This is a genomic window from Campylobacter estrildidarum, from assembly GCF_005406205.1.
Classification (GTDB): domain Bacteria; phylum Campylobacterota; class Campylobacteria; order Campylobacterales; family Campylobacteraceae; genus Campylobacter_D; species Campylobacter_D estrildidarum.
Genome location: NZ_NXLZ01000010.1, coordinates 54,461 through 74,764, shown reverse-complemented (window position 1 = coordinate 74,764; position 20,304 = coordinate 54,461). Strand labels below are relative to the sequence as shown.

Annotated in this window: 21 protein-coding genes and 2 pseudogenes; 22 read left to right on the top strand and 1 reads right to left on the bottom strand. The window is 29.1% G+C overall.

All coding sequences use genetic code 11. The features are described from left to right. Positions 1-420 (bottom strand): annotated as a pseudogene (locus CQA69_RS06410) (S24 family peptidase); the annotation flags it as partial. A gap of 140 nt (positions 421-560) precedes the next feature. Here CQA69_RS06410 and CQA69_RS06405 point away from each other — a divergent pair. The 22 genes and pseudogenes from CQA69_RS06405 to CQA69_RS06300 all read left to right on the top strand — a co-directional run bounded on the left by CQA69_RS06405 (position 561) and on the right by CQA69_RS06300 (position 20,303). Next, the gene (locus tag CQA69_RS06405) at positions 561-770 is read left to right on the top strand and encodes a hypothetical protein (RefSeq protein ID WP_137620961.1); all 210 of its coding nucleotides are present in this window, start codon (positions 561-563) and stop codon (positions 768-770) included. 46 nt (positions 771-816) lie between these two features. Then, positions 817-1,806 carry a hypothetical protein gene (locus CQA69_RS06400; RefSeq protein ID WP_137620960.1) on the top strand — a complete coding sequence of 330 codons (990 nt, stop codon included), beginning with the start codon at positions 817-819 and terminating at the stop codon, positions 1,804-1,806. A gap of 11 nt (positions 1,807-1,817) precedes the next feature. Next, a complete protein-coding gene (locus CQA69_RS06395) occupies positions 1,818-2,471 on the top strand; it encodes a hypothetical protein (protein WP_137620959.1) in 654 nt (217 codons plus the stop codon). A gap of 17 nt (positions 2,472-2,488) precedes the next feature. Further along, positions 2,489-2,869 (top strand): RusA family crossover junction endodeoxyribonuclease, encoded by a 381-nt coding sequence (locus CQA69_RS06390; protein ID WP_137620958.1) that lies wholly within the window; start codon positions 2,489-2,491, stop codon positions 2,867-2,869. Continuing rightward, on the top strand, positions 2,869-3,255 hold the full coding sequence (locus CQA69_RS06385) for a terminase small subunit (RefSeq protein WP_137620957.1): 387 nt from the start codon (positions 2,869-2,871) through the stop codon (positions 3,253-3,255). The genes CQA69_RS06390 and CQA69_RS06385 overlap by 1 nt, the downstream gene beginning before the upstream one ends. Next, positions 3,252-4,544, top strand: coding sequence for a terminase (locus tag CQA69_RS06380; protein WP_137620956.1), 1,293 nt, complete (start codon positions 3,252-3,254; stop codon positions 4,542-4,544). The genes CQA69_RS06385 and CQA69_RS06380 overlap by 4 nt, the downstream gene beginning before the upstream one ends. Beyond that, positions 4,534-4,812: a hypothetical protein gene (locus CQA69_RS06375; RefSeq protein ID WP_137620964.1), complete on the top strand. Its 279-nt coding sequence runs from the start codon at positions 4,534-4,536 to the stop codon at positions 4,810-4,812. Before CQA69_RS06380 ends, CQA69_RS06375 begins: the two co-directional genes overlap by 11 nt. Next, the gene (locus CQA69_RS06370; RefSeq protein ID WP_137620955.1) at positions 4,787-6,307 is read left to right on the top strand and encodes a portal protein; all 1,521 of its coding nucleotides are present in this window, start codon (positions 4,787-4,789) and stop codon (positions 6,305-6,307) included. The genes CQA69_RS06375 and CQA69_RS06370 overlap by 26 nt, the downstream gene beginning before the upstream one ends. A gap of 3 nt (positions 6,308-6,310) precedes the next feature. Then, positions 6,311-6,514 (top strand): hypothetical protein, encoded by a 204-nt coding sequence (locus CQA69_RS06365; protein WP_137620954.1) that lies wholly within the window; start codon positions 6,311-6,313, stop codon positions 6,512-6,514. Continuing rightward, entirely contained in the window at positions 6,504-7,130 is a 627-nt protein-coding gene (locus CQA69_RS06360) for a DUF4460 domain-containing protein (RefSeq protein ID WP_137620953.1), read from the top strand. The genes CQA69_RS06365 and CQA69_RS06360 overlap by 11 nt, the downstream gene beginning before the upstream one ends. A gap of 9 nt (positions 7,131-7,139) precedes the next feature. Continuing rightward, complete coding sequence (locus CQA69_RS06355; RefSeq protein ID WP_137620952.1) at positions 7,140-7,520, top strand: hypothetical protein; 381 nt, start codon at positions 7,140-7,142, stop codon at positions 7,518-7,520. A 264-nt stretch (positions 7,521-7,784) separates the two neighbouring features. Next, a complete protein-coding gene (locus CQA69_RS08980; RefSeq protein WP_171000347.1) occupies positions 7,785-9,020 on the top strand; it encodes a hypothetical protein in 1,236 nt (411 codons plus the stop codon). Positions 9,021-9,178: 158 nt separating this feature from the next. Further along, positions 9,179-13,846 (top strand): annotated as a pseudogene (locus CQA69_RS06345) (putative barnase/colicin E5 family endoribonuclease); the annotation flags it as partial. Positions 13,847-14,300: 454 nt separating this feature from the next. Beyond that, positions 14,301-15,332 carry an SU10 major capsid protein gene (locus tag CQA69_RS06340; protein ID WP_137620950.1) on the top strand — a complete coding sequence of 344 codons (1,032 nt, stop codon included), beginning with the start codon at positions 14,301-14,303 and terminating at the stop codon, positions 15,330-15,332. Further along, the gene (locus tag CQA69_RS06335) at positions 15,332-15,736 is read left to right on the top strand and encodes a hypothetical protein (RefSeq protein WP_137620949.1); all 405 of its coding nucleotides are present in this window, start codon (positions 15,332-15,334) and stop codon (positions 15,734-15,736) included. The genes CQA69_RS06340 and CQA69_RS06335 overlap by 1 nt, the downstream gene beginning before the upstream one ends. After that, complete coding sequence (locus tag CQA69_RS06330) at positions 15,717-15,911, top strand: hypothetical protein (RefSeq protein ID WP_137620963.1); 195 nt, start codon at positions 15,717-15,719, stop codon at positions 15,909-15,911. Before CQA69_RS06335 ends, CQA69_RS06330 begins: the two co-directional genes overlap by 20 nt. After that, positions 15,908-17,620 (top strand): coiled-coil domain-containing protein, encoded by a 1,713-nt coding sequence (locus CQA69_RS06325; protein WP_246023128.1) that lies wholly within the window; start codon positions 15,908-15,910, stop codon positions 17,618-17,620. Before CQA69_RS06330 ends, CQA69_RS06325 begins: the two co-directional genes overlap by 4 nt. Before the next feature lie 2 nt (positions 17,621-17,622). Then, a complete protein-coding gene (locus tag CQA69_RS06320) occupies positions 17,623-18,666 on the top strand; it encodes a GumC domain-containing protein (RefSeq protein ID WP_137620947.1) in 1,044 nt (347 codons plus the stop codon). A 14-nt stretch (positions 18,667-18,680) separates the two neighbouring features. Beyond that, complete coding sequence (locus tag CQA69_RS06315; protein WP_137620946.1) at positions 18,681-19,310, top strand: DUF4376 domain-containing protein; 630 nt, start codon at positions 18,681-18,683, stop codon at positions 19,308-19,310. Positions 19,311-19,312: 2 nt separating this feature from the next. Next, complete coding sequence (locus tag CQA69_RS06310) at positions 19,313-19,540, top strand: hypothetical protein (RefSeq protein WP_137620945.1); 228 nt, start codon at positions 19,313-19,315, stop codon at positions 19,538-19,540. After that, positions 19,540-19,926, top strand: coding sequence for a hypothetical protein (locus CQA69_RS06305; RefSeq protein ID WP_171000351.1), 387 nt, complete (start codon positions 19,540-19,542; stop codon positions 19,924-19,926). Before CQA69_RS06310 ends, CQA69_RS06305 begins: the two co-directional genes overlap by 1 nt. Further along, a complete protein-coding gene (locus CQA69_RS06300; RefSeq protein ID WP_137620943.1) occupies positions 19,923-20,303 on the top strand; it encodes a DUF1353 domain-containing protein in 381 nt (126 codons plus the stop codon). The genes CQA69_RS06305 and CQA69_RS06300 overlap by 4 nt, the downstream gene beginning before the upstream one ends. The last annotated feature ends 1 nt before the right edge of the window (position 20,304 follow it).

Genomic DNA, 20,304 nt, shown 5'->3' with positions numbered 1-20,304 from the left:
TTTATAAGGCACTCCTAAAACTTCAGTTAAAAAAGTTTTATCTACGTTGATAATTTGAAAATTTTCATTTTCATTTGTATTGCCAAAACCAGCACTTGCATAAATGTCAGGAAAGTATCTAAATTCAATTTGATTTTCCTGTGTTATAAAATTTTTTATATTGTTATTTATAGGTGCAAGTTTTGAAACAGGGACTTCTAAAATTTTTGCCATAACAATAATATTTTCATAATCTTCAGGTTGATTTTTTTCATTTCTGAACCAATAGGCAATTCCGTCTAACGTAATCTCATAACCATTTTCTGAAAGCATTTGAGCAAATTTAGATCTACTTATTTTCTTTTCTTTTAAAATTTTAGCTAAAAACTCTTTATCGAGTTTGTAAAATGTTTTATCTTTTTTATCCATTTTGTCAATCATTATTAATCCTTATTTTAATTGTAGTAATTATACATCGGATTTTTTAAAAAAAATACGTAGTATATTTACATAAAATTAAACTTATTTTTATAGTAGTTATGCTACATTTTTAAAAAAATTTTTCAAAAGAATGAAAAAAAATGAATAGGAAAGAACTTAAAAAAATATTATTTAATTATTACAGTAAAGACGGCGTAAGTAGTATTTTAAGCTCTCGTATAGGAATAAAAGTTCAGATTGCTGGCGAGCTTTGGGAAAAATATCAAATACCACCGAATATTTGGGGCAAAAAGAATAGAAATAAATTGCTTCAATTTTTAGGAGAAAACGAAAGGATAGAGAATGCATAAAGAAGATATGCAAATTTAGCTTAAATTATAACATAAAGGAAAATAAATGATACCACATTTTAAAGCAAGTTTTGAAGTGGCTTGCTCTAAAAAAACTTTGAGACAAAGAAAAGGATACTTAAAGATATCTAATACTATAGCTTTTGGTGGCTTGAGTGTAGATGCTCTATCTTTATACATTCAACTTTCAAAATTAAGTGAAAAAACGATTGTAAGTGAGATCTATTTAAGAGAGTTTATAAAGGTAAAAAATAATCAAAGAATAAGCCTTAATAGACTTAGAGTTGCTAAAAGAGAATTAATCGAGCTTAAACTTTTAGAGATTAATAAGGTTAGAAATGGTTCTTTAAACTTTTATGAGTGGATTTTAAAAGATGAAAATGGAGCAATCAAAAGACATTTTAACAAATCTTTAACTTTGTTTAAAAGTAACGATAAAAATCTAAGTGAAACTCTTCAAAATAACGTTTTATCAATCGACAGAAATTTAACTACTGAAAAAACAAAAAATGAAAATTCCCTATATATAGAAACACATGCGTGCGTGCGTGATAATAAATTTATAAATAATATAAATATTAATAATAAAGAATTTATAAAAAAAGAGAATTTAGAAAAATTAGAAAATAATCAAGAAAAGAAAGAAAGCGTTTCTAACGTTAATTTTCTTGTGAGTTTTTCCAGTTTAGACGAAAAGGAGTTACAAACGATGAATAAAAAAGAGTTTAAGGTTCCAAGTGTAGCTGATCTGATGGGACAAATTAAAGCATTTAATGAAAAAAATGGAACAAGTTTTGGTGAAGAGTTGGCTAATGATTTTATAGGCTATTGGGACGCTAGAGAATGGAAAAGAAATGGAAAAAGAATGGCTAGTGTTGCTGGAAGTCTTTATACTTGGATGAAATACGCTAAAGAAAATGAAGCTAGAAAAGCACAGCGTTTTATCAAGAAAAGAGAAGCTGATCCTGCGGTGGTTGATAGTCTAATGAAATATTATGGAATGAAAGATGAGACAAAACTCATTGGATGTTTTTAGGGGGGGGGATAATGCAAGATAAAATACAAGTTTTGATGGATTTGTTAGAAGTTAATAAAGCACAAGCAACTGATATAGTCGGGAGATATTTAAAAGAGGCAAAAGACATACATTCTTTTTTAGATTACTACTTCGAAACATTAGAAAAAGAAAAAATTGTTGGAACCACTTATGAAAAATTAAGACTAGTTTGCAAAAAAGCAGAGATAGAATTTAAAAAACGTTTTGAAGATAAAGAAAGCTTTTTGTATTGGCTAAAAAGCAAATATAAAAATTGCCCATTTTTTAGATTATTTGAGGATGATTTTATATACTCGTATTATTGTTATGATGCAGAAGGCAATGCCTATAAAAAATCGGCAAAATCTATCAATATGCTGGTTTGTATAAATAGTTTTGGAGAACTGACTTATGAAGATGGAGATCCACTAAAGAACAATGAATTTAAACACGATTTGATAGATTTTATATTTAAAAATCAAAATCGTATAGGGGTTGGTATATGTGCAAATTCTTCTTATAAGTTTATACCAAGATATAAGCCCTTAAGTCATGAAGATAATTATAATAATTTTAAAAAGAAAGAAAAAAAAGCGTTTGAAGAGAATCGAAAAAAATTTGAAGAAAAAACAAAAGTCAATATGACTTATAAAGATGTAAGCTAGTTTTAAGAAAGGTTGAAATGGAAAAGTATGTTTTAAAAATCAATCTTGCAAATAACCCAGTCCCTTATAAAAGGACTACGCAAAGGGCTAAATGGATGAATATGGAATATAAAAAATATCAAGATTTTAAAGAGTTATTAAAATGGGAATTTAGAAAGCAAAACAATATAAGTTCTTTTAAAGCTTTTGATAGGAAAAAGAATTACGAGTTTTCTTTAAAAATCGGCTTTAATAACAAAAAGCATGGAGATGCAGATAATATCGTAAAAGGTGTGCTAGATGCTTTATTTGAAAATGATAAGAACGTTTTAAAAGGAAATTATGAAATTGTTACTTTTAAAAAGTCTTTTTTAAACTTAGAAATAAAAGAGCTTGATTTTAAAGAAAAGGTGGCGTAATGGCAAGAATGATGATTAATGGCAAGAGCTTAACCAAAGAAGAATTGATTTCAAAAATTGATGAATATTTCAATGAAAAAAAAGTGCTAAAAGAAACCAAAGAAAGTATTATTTTTGCACCTAAAACAAAAGTAGGGTTGGCGGTATATTTAGGAATTTCAATGCAAACTTTAAGCGATTGGGAAAAAGACAAAGACTTTGGCGAAATTGTTGCAAATGCAAAACAACGCTGTGAGATGGATATCGTTAATCATTCTCTAATTGGTACCTATACTCCAAGTGTTAGTATGTTCTTGCTTAAAAATCAGCATGGCTATGTGGATAAGCAAGAAGTAGTTAGTGACAATGTGCAAAAAATAGAGATAGTGAGATCTGAAGTAAAATGAATTTGAGACTTGATTTTTCTTATACACCAGCACAACTTAAGGTATTTGATGAAAAAAATCCACGTTTTGTTACTGTTGCAAAAGGCAGGAGACTTGGATTTACAAGAGGATGTGCTAAATATGTAATAGAAAATTTACTTATGGGAAACAATATATTGTGGGTGGATACTATACAAGCAAACCTACAAAATTATTATGAGTTGTATTTTACTCCTGAACTTAAAAAACTTCCAAAAGATTTTTATTCTTGGAGTGTGCAAGATAAGAAGTTAATTATCAATGGAGCAGTGCTTCATATGAGAAGTGCTGAAAGAAGTGAAAATATCGAAGGCTTTGGATACGATTTAGTGATTTTAAATGAGGCAGGGATTATTCTAAAAAGCAGTAAAGGAGAGTATCTTTGGTTTAACGCTATACGTCCTATGCTTTTAGATAATCCAAATTCAAGAGCAATTATAGGGGGTGTTCCTAAAGGAAAAAATCTTTTTTATGAGCTTTGCAAAAAAGAGTTAAGCGATAGCAATTGGAGGCACTTTCAATTTTCAAGTTATGATAATCCATTTTTAAAAGAGGAGCAAATCAAAGAATTAATCGAAGAGGTAGGCGGAGAAAGCAATGAAGTTGTAAAGCAAGAGATTTATGGAGAATTTATAGATAGCTCCAATGCTGAACTTTTTTCATTAAGTGAGATTGAGAATGCTATGAGTGCTAATTCATTTAGTGTCGAAAAAATGCAAGGTGAAAATATCTGGGGACTTGATGTTGCAAGATATGGAGATGATAAAAGTGTTTTAGCTAAAAGAAAAGGTTTTGTAGTCGATGAGATAAAAAAATACTCGCAGCTTGGAACTATGGAGCTTGCAAATAGAATACTAGCAGAATACAACCAAAGTGAGATAAAACCAAAAGGGATTTTTGTAGATACTTGCGGACTTGGCGTTGGAGTTTATGATGTATTACAAAACTACGGACTACCTGTTTTTGAAGCAAATTCTGCAAATTCTGCAACTAGCAATGAATATCTTAATAAAAGAGCTCAAATGTATTTTACTTTTGCAAAAAATTTAAAGCATATGGAGATCATAAAAGATGAGGAGTTGAAAAAAGACATGCGTATGATTGAATATGAATACAACGATAAAGGTCTTTTAAAAATAGTTTCAAAAGAACAATTAAAAAAGAACTATGGAAAAAGCCCTGATGTAAGCGATGCTGTGGCTTTGACTTTTTTTGAAAAATTATATACAAGAAATCATACTAATGAAGATTGGAGCTATGATGGCTGGTGAGTTTTTAATGATTTATGATGCAATAGATGTCGATAAAATCAAAAAGATTTCAAGTTTGAGCGACGAAGCTATAAAGTTAAGCTTAGCTAATGAATTTTTAGAACTTGTAGCAGGGTTTGAAAATATTTCTAAAAAACAATACAAAAAAGAATTTGCCGAGCTTTTAATTAAAAAAGGAGTAAATAAAAAAGATATTTTAAAAATTACAAATTTAAGCAGAATTACTTTATGGAGATTGATAAATGAAAATAAAAAGAACCGAAGATGAAAAGATAACCTTTTTAACACAGTTGATTAACGAAAGCAAAAATGGATATGAGAAATATAAAACACATTTTAAAGAACTTCAAGATGCATATTTGCTTGAAAATAAAATTATTCAAAAATTAAAAAAGAAAAACAAATCAAGCATTTTCATTCCAAAAATTAATGCAAAGGTTAAATATTTAATAACAAGCTTAAACGATGTTTATTTCAGCAGTGAAAGAATGGCTGATATAGAAACTTATATCAATAGCGATGATACCATTATAGAGCTTTGGCAAAATGCTATCGATTTTTACAGTGGCAAAATCAATATGTTTAAAATCTTTCAACCGCTTTTTTTGGATGTATTGCTTGTGGGAACATCAATAGCTAAAGTAACTTGGCATAAAGGAATGCCTCGTATTGAAAGGGTTGGAATAGATAGTATTTATTTTGATCCGAATGCCTTAAATAATGATGATGTGGGATATATAGTTAATGAGATTTATTTAACCTATAGTCAAATCAAAGAAAGACAAAAACTAGGATTTTATAGAAAAATAGAGATTGAACAACATTTTGAACAAAACGATGAATATAAAAAAGTCAAGCTTTATGATATTTATGAAAAAAAAGAAGATGACAAATGGGTGGTTTCTACTTTATTTGAGAACACTTTGCTAAGAAATGAAATACCGTTACGAGATGGGCAACCTTTTGTTTGGGGCTCGATGCTACCACAACTTAAAAAGATAGACAATGATGATTATGTAAGCGTTTATGGAGAACCAATTATGGCTGCAGCTATGCCTTTACAAGATGAAATTAATGCAACAAGAAATCTTTTAATAGATTCAGTTAGATCTCACATTAGCCCAAAAATAATCATTCCAAAATCTATGGGAGTAAGTCGTGAAGATATCGAAACCTTAGGAAAGCCAATTTATAGCGAAGACCCTAGAGCAGTTCAGATTTTGCCACCTCCAAATATAAGCAGCGCTGGAATGAATTTACAGATTTTAGAGACTGAGCTTACAGAAGTAACAGGAATCAGTCCTCAAAACAATGGAGCACAAACTGCAAACAATGAAACTGCTACTGAAATCAGCATTAAAGCACAAGAAGGAGGGAGAAGAAGTGCTGATTACATAAGACAATATAATGAGACTTTCATCGAGCCTTTATTTGATAGATTTGCAATGCTTGTTTTTAAATATGGAGAAGATAACTTTTTTCAAGGATACCAAAGAGAAGACATTCCTAGTTTTAGGTTTAAAATTCAAACTGGAACAGGTGCAATGAATAAAGAAGTCCGTCGTGCTGGAATACAAGCGAGTATGCAAGTATTTGCACAACTTTATCAAATGTATATGAGCATAGGAGATACAAACTCTGCTTATGGGATTATAAGTGCGAGTAAAGAGCTTACAAAAGAGTTATTGCCGATACTAGGTGTAAAAAATGTCAATAGCTTGTTTTCTTTTGAAAATACCGAGCAAGAAACCCCACAAGGATAAACTATGTTAAATATCGAAATAAAAAGTGATTTAATGAATACAAAAGGAGGTAAAAAACTAATCAACTTCATAAAAGAAAGATATAAAGAGTGTTTTTATATAGCTAAAAATGATAAAGATGAGAGCAAAAGGTTAAAAGCCTTAGATACTATGGCTTTTTTAGATATTTTAATTTTAGAGATAAAGGATGAGAACAATGGAAAATGATGCTTTAAAAGATTTAATGCAAGCAATTTCAGATGATGGAGCTAACGAACCTATAAAAGAAGAAGGCACAGAACCTGCAAAAGAAAGAGATAATGAGCCTGATTATAAGGCTATGTTTGAAGCTTACAAAAGCGAGAATGACAACAAACTAAATGTTTTAATGAGTGAGCTTGAAGCTTTAAAAAATCCAAAAAAAGAACCAAGTGAGCAAGAGCGTCAAAGAGTTGAATATTTAAAAGAACTTGGACTTGATGGAATTGATGAAAAGCTTAAAAGATTAGAGGAGCTAGATCAAAAACAAAGAGAGAAAGAAGAGCAAGAAGCTTTAGTTGCTAAATACGCACAGGTTGAAAGCGAATTAAGAAAAGCATATCCTGATGCAGATTTGAAAGCAATGGGCGAACTAGCTACAAAATTAAGTGGTTTAGCAAATGGGGATTTAGAAAGCTGGAAAACGCTTTTAAATTTAGTCAATAAATCATCTAATACTAAAAAAGCCGATGATTCAACCAGTGGAAGTAATAATATAAAAACAAGCGATTTTAACGAGAAGTTAAAAAAAGGTGAAGAAATAAGCCCTATTGATTTAGGCAAAGAACTTATGAGTTTAATGTAAGGAGTAAAAATGGATTTTTTAACAGCATTAAAAGGTGTAACATCCTTAGGGAATACTTTTGCTGATGGGCTAATTAAAACTAGCGGTTTTGTGCCAAATTTAGCGAGTAATAGTAGTGGTTTTTTAAATACTGCTAAAAACGCTTTAGGAAATTTTGGAGATTGGTTGTTTAAAGAGAATAATGCAAATAAAATAACCAATTTTGATAAGCTAAATAATATTTTTGGTGGTGCTAGTGTTTTATATGATGCTTATAATCAGCAAAAAATGGCAAAAAAGAATTTTGATTTACAAAAACAAGCTTTTGATTTTAATAAATATTTGAGCAATGAAGAATTAAGACGTAGGGCAAATATGGAAAATAAACTTCAAAATGTTTGGGCGAGTTAATTAGCGTTGGATTTAAGGAGTTATTTTAGAGGGTAAATCTTAACCCCCATTTTTAGGGGGCTTTGCTTATTGATTGTTAATTTGCATTGACAACAATAACACAAAGTAGTATAATAACTATTAAGATTTTGAGCATCTTATTTCACCGCCTTTCTAGGTGGTAAATTAGTGCTAAGGGTGGCGACCCTTGGCACCACACCCTTTAAAATTATACATTAACTTCCTTAAATCCTTTATTTTAAAAGAAAGAATAAAGGAAATAAAATGGCATTTTACAATCCACAAAGAGTAGTATTTAATCCTAATACAGGAGTTATACAAAACGCAGGAAAAGTTGGTGGTGTTCTGTATGACATTATGAGTAAAAATTATGATGATAAAGTTAAAGCAAATCAGTTTCAGCAAGAGCAAGAATTAAGACAGCAACAAATTGATTATCGGGCAAAACAAGATGAATTTAATAATGCTTTAGCTTTGCAAAGATTCGACTTTGAAAAGCAAAAACAAGCTCAAGATAATGCTTTAAACTGGGCTAGATACAAAGAAAACAAAGATTATAATGAAAAATATTTAGAATATTTAAATAATAAAGATAAGGGCGGTAAAATAAATAATTTTGGTTTTGGTGGCTTTGATATAGACGGCTTCCTAAACGGCGATGATACTACCAAAAATAAAGATGAATTCCTAGGTATTTTATCAGATTCAGAGATAAAGTTAATGAAAGATGCACCAAAAATAAAAAAAGAAATTGGTGTAGTTGATAATTTAGTTGATTATATTGCTACTTTGGGACAAAATAGAGAAACCTATAATGAGCAATTCTATAACGAAGCGAACAAAAATAAAGATATATTAGCAAGACTAAAGTATGGTTCGCAGGTTACAAATAAACAAATGGAAGACATAGATAAAAGATACGGCCTACCTAAAAATCAAATAATAAGAGATCAAATACCGCTAGATAGAGCTTTAAAATTAAAGCAAGAGCAAAAGAATGCTTTTTTAAAAGAAATATACGAAAAAGCACAAAAAAAACTTTCAGATCCTAGAATTTTTAACAATCCCGAACTTAGAGAAATGGTAAAGCAAGAGTATCAAAAAACTAAAAACTTGGTAAATAATCAATATAACGAATATGAAAAATGGATTAAAGGGCAACCAAATTATTACAATTCTAAGCCTAGAAATGTAGTTTATATAGACGATGATAATGGAACCTTAGGAACTAAAAAAATAGACACTAAAGAACTCGTTGAAAAAAATATGCAAAAGTATAAAAATCATTTAATGCCAGGAACTCCTGCAGGGTTTATACCTTTTGTAGATGACAGCGAAAATGTAGTCTTAACACCAAAAGATAAAAAAATTAATATAGATGGCAAAAATGCTTATATAACAAAACCTGATAATACGGGCAATATAGCCATAGAATTAGAAGATGGAACAGTGATACAAAGCACTTTATTGGAATTACAAAAATCAGGAGTAAAACTATGATAGCCTATAATAGTTTAAGTGATTATTTGAATACAAGAAATGACTTAAGTAATGAAATGAGAGAAAGAGTTGTAGCGTTAGATGTCGAAAAACAAATACAAGCACAAGATATGCAAAAAGGGGCTAACATTTACAATAATTCTCCATTATCTAATGAACTTTATATAAATAAAAATATGAACGCTGATGAATTAAGTAATTATATCTTAGATAAACAATCAAAATTTCAAGCCTCAAAGCCTTTTTTTGCTAATGATAATGTAGTAGCAAGAAAGAATGCAGAGTTAATGAAAGAATTAGGTTTTCATTTAAGAAATTCTAATCAAGGGCATTTATTGCAAGATGATGATGGATCTTACTGGGTGCAAGATAATAAAGGCAATTATGCTAAAGTGCAAGGAAGCACCATGGGTAATTTATATCGCGGTTTAAGAGATAATGGTGCAAGTATGGCTTTGGGAACTGCTGGAGCTATCGGTGGCGGATTGATTGGTGGCGGTGTTGGTATGGTTGCAGGAGGTGCGTTAGGTGCATCTTTAGGTGCTGGATATGATTATTATGGCAACGCTAAGGATACTAATCAAGACACAAATTTAAAAGAAGCACTTATGCTTATGGGAGAAAATGCGGGACTTTCTTTGGCAGGTGACGCAGCATTTGCAGGATTAGTTAAAGGTGCAAGAGCATTAAAAAATACTTACAATATGGCTAAAACAGGAGCACAAGCTGGTAAAGATATGATAGATGGAATGGCAGTAAATGGAAGCCATTTAAAAGAAAATATAGGAGATAAGTTTAGAAAAATTAGCCCTAGTGTAATAAACGATTACATCTCTCAAGGAGTAGATACATCAAAAGCTTATGCGAGAGACTTGATAGAAAGTAGCAATGCTAATTATAATGATATAGTTCAAAATGCAAGAACTATGCCTTTGGAAGTCAATCAAGGAAATGCTTTGGTTGATGGAGTGGCAAGTAAAATAAAAGATTTTACAAAATCTTCAAAAAGTGATTTTATAAAAAATGCGGGTGAGAAAACTATTGATTCTTTGAATAACTTGAGTAAAAACTTAGGTTCAAAAGAAGCCGCACTCAATCAACAAGATCTAATCAACCTTTCTTTTGCAAATAAAGATTTAGCTAATATGGCAAGAACTGTTATAGCAAACGACCCTAAAATGGCAAATAAATTAGGGGATTATTTACACTCAGAAAGTGAAGCTTTGCTTAAAGAGTTAGATCTAAATAATGCGTCTAAAGCTGATGAACTTTATATCTTAAGAGATACTAGAGCAAAAAGAGCTTATGAAGAGTTTGGAGAAGGGATTGAAAAATTAGATGAATTAAATTCAAAAGGCGTAGCTATAGACAAACAAGCCTTAGATGATATTGCGGGAAATTTTAGTGTTTATAGTGAATCAACTCCAGCTAAAATAAAAGAATTTATGAATGAAGCTAGAAGGGGTGATTTAGATGGCAAAAGCGTAAAAGAAATTTACGATAGAATTGATGCTATAGGTGATAAATTAAAAAAAGATGGATCAAGTTATAATTACAAAGGTTTTTTAAACAGCTTTAAAGACGAGCTTTTAGAAAGCATAGCTAGAAATTCAGACAATCCTCAATTGGCAAGAAATATATTAAGCAAAATACGAAAAGATTACGCAGATTTTAAAGTCTATGATAAAAGCAAAATTGGTAAAAAGCTAGAAGGAAGTGAAGAAACTATAACAAAAAGCATAGATAAAATATTAAACGAAACCAATCCTAAGAAAAATTATGAAGCTATAGCTAAAGGACTTAATGATAACGAAGTTGAGATTTTAGATAATCAAATCATAAACAGATACCTAGAAAAACATAAAATAAACATAGGAGATGAAGCTAATCCTAAATATATAGTCAATTATAAAGCACTTATGGATAATTTGGAGAATTATAAACCAAAAAGTAAAATAGGACAGGATAAAATCGAAGTTTTAAGATCTATAAGTAATATGCGTTCTAATTTTGAAACTATAGTTGATGGCATTTTAAATTCAAAAGCTAAAGAATTAGGTCATGGTATAAGTAGTAATATTATAGAAAGAGCTAGAACAATGCTTGTAAATAATTTTACCGATTATATAGCTTTTTATTTTATGAGATTATGGGAAATAGGAAAAAGAGCCGGAACAAGAATACAAATGCGTAGAGGCTTTAGCAATATTAACACTTTAAAAGACTTTGATAGATCGGCTAAAGAATTTATTTCGAGCATTAAAGATAAGGCACTTAAAGAAGAAGCGGAGCAAACTAGAAAAGAATTTAATTCTAAAGTTAAGGATTTAATCAAAGGTGATAATTTCTTTATGGATAAACCTAATCCTAAATATGCAAAAAGTGATTTAAGAGTAAAAATGAGTGTATCTCCAAATGTTAGAAATTTAGCAAAACTTACAAATGATGAGATTATAGCTGATTTAGAATATTTAGCCAATAAACATAAAGAGATGTTTAAAAAGCCTAGTGATGTGTTTAAACTTATAAAAGAAATTAAAGAAAATCCTACATTTTTTTATAAAAATAACAGAATGGATATAGCTTTAATAGCAAAAAGACTAAATGATGATAAGTTAGGAAAACTTGGTATAAGTAAAGATACCGGAGAAGTTAGACACGCCACCAAAGTTAAAGAAAAAGACTTAAAAAGGCTTGAAAAAGTAAGTAAAAAGAATGATAAAGAAAATGTTGGCATTATCCAAACTTTCATCCAACCAGGTAGCAAAAATGATAACTCATTGAATGGGCTACCAAATAATCCTAATTCTACCCAAACTAAACCTAAAAAAAGCTTAATGGATAAAAATGATAAAGATTTTAATCCTTATTTGAAGCATTATAAAGATTTTATAGATAAAAGCGAAAATAAAAAGATTTTTTTAAAATCTAATTTTGGAGATTTTCTAGACATAAAAAAATTAGAAAAAAGCCTTGAAAAATACAAAGAAAATAAGCCAAAAGAAATTAAATATAAAGAGTTAAAAAGAGGCTATATTTTAGATGATTTGCTTAATGTAGATGAAGATGTAACTTACGCAGTTGTTAATAAAGACGATTTAAAACCATCTCTAACAAGAAGTTTATCGCAATTTAGAAACAAACATTCTAATTCCACAATTAGTAATATAAGAGATTCTTTCAATGAAAGAGAACATTTTAAGGAAAGTTCTAATTTTGATGGAATACCAACCATAACAAAAGATGGACTTGTTATCGCTGGAAATCATAGAACCACTGCTATAAAAGATTTAAAAGGTGAAAATTTAACAAGATATATCAAACAAGCTAAAAGAATTTATGGAGAAGATGTATTTAAAGGTTTTGATGAGAATAAAGCTATGATAGTAAGAGTTTTAGATAAAAACGATGATGATACAATCATAAGATTATCTAAATTATCAAATGATGGAAGATTAAGTGATGAAAGTGAAAAATTACAAGCTTTAGGAGCAAAATATAAAGAAAAACTTTCAAAAATAGAAAATACAAAACTAAATAGTGAAAAAGAGCTTATGAATTTTTTAGGTTCAAGGGATGTTTTAGAAAGTAGAAGAGCCTTACTAGATCATTTAATGCCTGATATTTATAATGCTTTGCTTACATGGGAAAGAAGAAGTGGTAGAGATACTGAATTTAGTAAAATACTTAGTGATAATGCTTTAAACTTCTTACACTTAAAACAAGCACTTAATGAAAATAAAGTTTTTAAAGATAATGGAAATGATTTTTTCTCACTTTTTAAAAGAGCTATTGAGAGTATGAATCAAAGCAATGTTTATAAAAGTAGTGAAGAACTTTATGATATGTTAAAAAAATACGCCGAGCCAAGTTTAAATTTTGAGAAAGAATTTATTCCAAATGATAAAGATTTACAAGCGGATATATTAGGTTTTATTGTTAAATATAACGATACTTTAACCAATCCTAGTGAAGCTTTGGGGACTAAAATACAAAAAGCGATCGATTTTATACGAGACAATGATAGTTTTTCTTTATTTGATGAGATAAAATTAAGCAATTACGATGTTTTAAATCAAATGTTAAATCCAAATATAGCTATGAGCACAAAGTATCAAGAATTGTTAAATGAAGCAATGAATAATTTATCTAATAAAAAAGATCTGCTAATAAGACTAAATGAGAATATCAAAACTAAACAATCTAATAAAAGCATAAAGCAAAAGCTAGATGAGAAAATAGAGGCGGATAAAAAAGCTAATGGAGACAGCGAACTTGATTTTTTAGACAAGATGAATTTAAATACTACAGAATATAACCTAACTAGACAGATGATAGCTGATGCTAAAGAAAGCACAAATAAAGGCATAAAAAAAGATATTCCAAGTGCTATGAGAAATAAAATCGAGCAAAAACTAAACATCAAACCTATAAAAGAATTTGGTAAAAATTACACCGAATATTATCACGATGGAAAAGGTGCTTTGCAAAAACTACTCATTGAGAAACAAGGACAAGTAGCAGGTGCTTTTCATAGAAAAGATTTAGGAGATATTGATTTGGTTTGGGGAAATTCTAAAATGGGCTTAGCTCACATTTTAGAGCGAAGAGAAGAGGAATTTATCAAGCAAGGGTTAAATAAAATAGAAGCAAAAAATAAAGCTTTAAATTTTATAAAAGAAATAGAAAATATTATAAACAATGGAAATATAAAAAAAGGTAATAATAGGGCTTTTATTGATACTAAAAATAGTAGAATTATGGTAGCACTTGATTATAAAGGTAAAGATAAAAAGTGGATTATAACTGCATATAATTTTCATTAATATTATCGCCCCTAGTTCAGCCGATACGCACTGAAGCTAGGCTTAAAACTGACACTTTAAGCGTGAGTAGTGTCAATGGCGATTATTAATTATAGCATATTTTATTTTATAAAAGGTTTTATGGGTTTTGAAATTTCATCTAAAAATTTTATTCTTTTTTAAATGACGCTCTAGTTAGTGCTTTTAATGAATTCAAAAATGATATAGTAAAGCATGTATTAAAAAATCTTAAGGATATTTATAACTATAACTTAGAACTTAAGAAAAAAAGTATTTTAAACAAGGAGATATAAATAAACTATAACCCTATGATAAATTTTTTACAAAAAATCTAATTTTGTTTCAAAACCACCAAATTTGAAACAATTTTTTTAATTTTGTTTCAAAATCACCTAGTTTTGAAACAATTATTTTTAATAAAATTCTCCAAAACTAAACTAAGGAGAATTTTAAAATGGCATTACCTTCATTTGGTTATACACCACCGGCTACAGAAAATGTTAAATTAAAACCATCGATATATGAAAAGATTATTAAAGTAGGAGCGACAGACACTCCAATTTTAAATAAAATCGGAACTTCAAATGTTACAAGCCCTCTTTTGCATTCTTGGATTACTGATACTTTTGAAAAGCCAAAAAAGAATGCGAATTTGGAGCTTTCTAAATTTATAGGTGAAACTAAAAATACAACTCAAAAAACCTCCAATGCAACACAAATTTTTATTTCAGAAGCTATGGTTTCAGATGCATTACTTAAGGCTAAGCAATATGGCGGAAATGAAATGGAATATCAGATCGGTAAAAAAACCATAGAGCATAAAAGAGATATAGAGTATGCTTTATTTGGTTTAGGTCGTGATACAGATGTTAAAAAATCAGTTTTTAAAGGTTATGTTCAAGCAGGAGCAAACACAAGTGGAGAGATGGCTGGAATTTTTCATTTTGTGGCTAAAGATAAAGAAAACTTTGAAAACAAAAGACGTGGAAATGTTTTAGCTTTTGATGAGACAGGTGATTGGAGTGGTACTGCAACCGAATTAACAGAAGATAAACTCAATCAAATCTTACAAACCATTTGGGATAGTGGAGTAACTCCTAAAGATGTATTTTTGGGTGCTGAATTAAAACCAGCTATTAACAAACTTGCTACAAGGATTTTAAAAGATGAGACTAAATTAGTTGGTAGAGTTATTAGCTTTGAAACTGATTTTGGAACTATTAATTTTCATATGCATCGTTTATTAAGCTCTGAATATGGCTTAGGAGATGTTTTAATTGCAGGTGATTTTGAGTTTATGAAACACGGACTTTATATTCCTACTAAAATAGAAGAAGTTCCAACAGATATTACAGCACAAGCAAAAAGAATTTACACTCAAAGCACATTAGAAGTTAGAAATGCTGATGCTTTTGCTATAGGTGTAGGCTTAAGCTCTAAAACAAGCGTTTCAAGATGCAAAAATAATAAAACTGAAGATAAATAATGCGATGTGTTGATGCTAAAAAACTAGTCATTGCTAAGGTTAAAAACTCTTATAAAATGATAGAAGATGATGATGTATTAAAAGCTTACTTTATGGAAAGCTTTTATTACGTTTGTTCCAAGTGCGAACCCAGCGTTCTTTTAAAAAATATAGAAGAAAATCAAAGGGTTTATAGACAGGTTAGAAATAATCATTTTATTATCATTCCAGACGAGCCTGATTTTAGCAATGAAAACGAACATTTAATGATAGATGAAAGCCTTGCTTTTGCTGTGATTAATTATGTTTGTTTTTTGATTTCAAGATGTGAAGAAAAAGATTTTTTAATGCTTTGCAATAAAATCATTAATGATTATATCGCAAATGATGGCAAGGAACTTGATGATGAGAGAGAATGGTTGTAATTTTACAAAGAAATTTAATAGAGCTTTAAATTATCAAGATTATTTACAAAGTATAAATAGTGCTGATTTTATAGCATATTTAGACGATAAAAAATGGCTTTTAGCTATGAATGATTTATTGTTTTTTTGCGAGAGAAGAATAAAAGATAGCGATTTTTTTAAGGACGAATTATGACAAACTTAAATGAGTTAAAAACTGGTAGAGAAAAACTTGAAATTATCAATCAAGTTTTAGAAAGAATTTCATTAGTCGCAACCGCACTTGATAATACTCGTATTGAAGAGATAGTAGGTCTTAAAGAGCAAGTTAATGATTTTTATAACAAAATATTAGAACTTAAAAATATCATTGTAGAGCAAGGCAATGAGATATCTTGCAATACTGATTTTGTAGAAAATGAAAGCTCTAAAATAAACAATATAAGTAAAAACATTGAAAAAAAATCAAACGAGATTAAAGAAATTTATGATGAAATTGAAAAAATCCAAAATAAAATAAATGATATTTTAAGTTCTGCAAATGAAAAATATCCCGCACTTTTAGAATTTAATCAAAAATTTGAAATCATTCAAAGCGAATTAAAAAAATATTATAACGTAGCGCAAGATTTTGAAGACGGTCTTTTAGATGTAGAAAAAAATAAAAATCTTACTAAAGAATATTTAGAGCTTTGTATTAAATTAAAAGAACAAATTTTAGAAGAGCTAGAACACGCACAAGATATTAAAGAAGATCTACGCAATGAAATAGAGCTTGTCAATAATCTGGTTTCAAATATTACAGCAACTAAAAATGAGATTACAGCTATTAGTAATGATTTTAAAAATGTAAAAGCTGAAGTTTGTCAAATTGTATGCGATGTAGAAAAATCAATTAAAAATAAAATCAATACTATTCTTTTTGAAAACCAACGCTTAAATCAAAATATGATAGAAATTTTAAAGCGTTGTGAAAAATTAGAAGATGAGATAGTAGGAAAATACGAAGACATAGAAAAAGCTGTGGATTTAATCAACGAATCAAAATCGATGATAGATGATTTAAATGAAGCTGTTGCAATCTCTAAAGAATTTGCTAATGATATGGCAAGTTATACACAAATTGTTAAGGACTTTAAAAATCAAATAGATAATTTAAAAGCTGATTTGCAAAGCTACAATGAAAGATTAAAATCTGATCTTGATTTAAAATCAAATGAAATTAAAACTAATTTAGACGCAAAATTAAGTCAAATTGAACTTCTAAAAGAAGAGATACAAACTTTATGTGAAAACTCAAAAAACACTATAGATTCTGCTTTGGCAAATTTCTTAGAAAGAGCAAAAATTGCAAATGAAGATCTAGGAAGGCTTTTAGAGGTTGCTAGAGTTGAACTTGCTAATGATAAAGCTTTGATTGAGACTTATATTCAAGAGCAAAAAGAAAATATTTTAAAAGAAATGCAAAAAGTTGCAGATCAAATCACAGATGAAACAAGTGGGATTTTAGCTCAAAAAAATGCCATAGAAAAAACAATTATTGATGCAAGAGTGTTATTGGAAACATTAACTCAAAATTTTAAAACTGAATTTCAAGAAAAAACAAATGAATTCAACACCAATGCAACGCAAAAAATAAAAGAAGTTTATGATGAGGGCGAGTTAGCTATACAAAAAATAAATGATTACGCTAAGGAAAAAGAAAGTGTGTTTGATGGAAAAGTTGAAGCTATAGAAAATGCTACCACACAAGGTATTGAAGCTATAGAGCAAAAAACAAATGAAAATACACAAATTTTTGAAAAACTCATCCAAGATAATCTAGGTGGAATATATAATCATTTATTTTCATTGGAGAAAGTTTTAATAGATAAGCAAATAGTTAAATTAACATATAAGGAGTAAAAATGGCAGATAATTTAGAGCAAATTGCAAATGATTTAAAACAATCATCTTTAAAATTACAAGAAATAAGAGAAAGATATGATGGTGCTTTGGATATCTTAAACACTCAAAACGCACAAATCATTGAGAATTTAAACAATAAAAAAACCGAGGCTTTAGGGGAAATAGAAAGTGTTAAAGATACAGCCACAACACAAATCACAGAGCTACAAACTACAGCATTAAGTTCTATTGATGAAAGCAAAAATACTTCAATAAATGAAGTAATAAGTAAAAAAGATGAAGCTTTGACTCAAATTGAAGAAGCTAAAACAGAACAAGGCGAAAAAATAGCAAAATTAGAAACGGATCTTAATTTAAAAGCTAAGCTTCTTACTCAAAATATAGAATTTACAGTTGGCAGCGGTGAAGAAAGTGATACACATTTTAATACTTTAGAAAAAGCTATTTCTGAAGCTTTGAAGTATTCTAAACAAAACAATTTAATGATAACCATAAAACTCACCGAGGATTTAACTTTAACTAAAATGTTAAATTTTATTTATTGCGATTGTAGGAATATTATGATTGATGGACAAGGGTATACAATTAGAAAAGAAAATAATGGAATATATGACACAGCTTTTAATTTTAATAACTGTGTTGCGCCGAAGCTTAATAATATAACTATATCAAATCCAAATACTGAAAATAAAATCGGATCTGCAATTACAGTTAGCGACACTGCGATTTTTAACAACAGAAACTGTTCTTTTAAAATCGACGGTTTTAATTCGGGAGTGTGTATTAATAATATGGCTTTAGTTAATTTATTGAATGAAAGTAGCAGTGAAACAAAAATTTCAAATTGTAATTACGGATTTTATAGCTGGAGTACAAGTTTTACATCTTGTCAAAAAATAAAATTTGAAAATAACAAAACCGCTATTAACGTAAATGGTGGTGCATTTGTAAATTGCAATTTAGCTGATTTTGAAAACAATACATCTAACTGTAATATCGCATTTAACACAGTAACACCAAATGGAATATGTTTTAAAAATTAAATTAGGAGATTAAAATGAAGATTATAACTAAAAATGGAGCAACTTATAATAGCTTAAGCGTTTCAATTATAAGCGATTTAATAAAGAGCGTTAAGACTTTGGTTGCTATCGTAAGCGATGATAGAAAGTTAAACTATAAAGATAATGGCTTTTTTAAAGAATTTATCGATGATATAACACAAGACGAGCTTAACAAAGGACTTGAAGTGGTCAAAGAAATTCTTGCAAATGAGAGAGAACTTCTAAAAGAATACTTCTTAATGTTTAAAGAAGTTTCTACAGAAGAAGCAAGTTTGAAATATGCTAAAGAATTTAAAAAAGATGAGATTGATAAGGCAAGAGATAAAGCTATAGAAGGTGGAGTGAGTTTTAAAGATAAGATTTTTCAAAGTGCTGAAAAGGATAGAAACTTGCTTACAAGCACAGTAAGTCTTTTTGCAATTACAAAACAAGTTCCTGAAGGTTTTGTTTGGATAGCACAAGATAATACGGCTGTGCCTTTTACTTTAGAAGAATTAACACAGCTTGGTTCTATTATGGCAAATAGTGTTAATACTAATACTATTAAAGCAAGAGAGCTTAAAGACAAGGTAGAAAAAGCACAAAACTTGCAAGAATTAGAAAGTATAGTTTGGAGTGATTGATAGTGGATTTTAATGCAACTATGCTGACAAATTTTGCTAGAGAGTTTGAAACGCTTACTCCATTTGGCTCTTTGTTTGTCATTTTTTTATTAAGTCTTATTATTAATTATAGGCTTTTTAAAGGTCGTATGGAAGATTGTGCAAAGGATAAAGAAAGGATACTTGAAAAGCTTGATAATTTTAAAGAAAGTCTAGATGAATTAAAACTTGAAATCAGGAGTAAAAAATAATGGAATATGTGTCAATTATTGAAAAAGGCGGAATTGTAACACTATTAGCTCTTATAAGCGTAAGCGTTTCTTACGTGGCTTACAAACTTTTTGAAAGAGTGGATAGAACACAGCATATTTTTACGGAGATTAAATACACACAAAAAAGAAACAATGAGATTCAAAGTGATATTTTAAAAGAGATGCAAATTAATAATAAAATTTCAGAATCTCAACTTGAAAATTCTAGACAACAACTTGAAAGCTCCAATAAATTAATTGATTTGCATTCTAAAATCATAGGAGATAAGCTAGATAATATAAATCAAAAAATAGATGGCTTAAAGCTTGAAATCAGACATTACGAGAACAGAGAATTAAGAAAAATGACAGGAGATAAAAAATGACTAAAACAGAATTAAAAAGGGTTTGTGTTAAGCCCTTTGATAAAGACAGGTTTGAAGTAGTTTTGGATTATGTTTTCGTATTACCAAGTTTTAAAGGACTTATTCCAAAAGGTTTCAAAACAGATGGTGCAAGTATCCCTCGTATATTTTGGAGTTTTTATCCACCATACAGGAGTGAGTATTTTAGTGCTTGCGTGATACATGATTATTTGTGTGAAAAAGCCAATTCAAGAAAAGATTACAAGTTAGCTGATCAGGTTTTAAAAGAGGCAATGAGTGTGCTAGGATGTTCTAAATTTAAATGCTTTATTTTTTACCATGCTTGCAACACTTTTCACTTTTTAAAATATATATTTAAATCAATAACAAGGAGCTAAA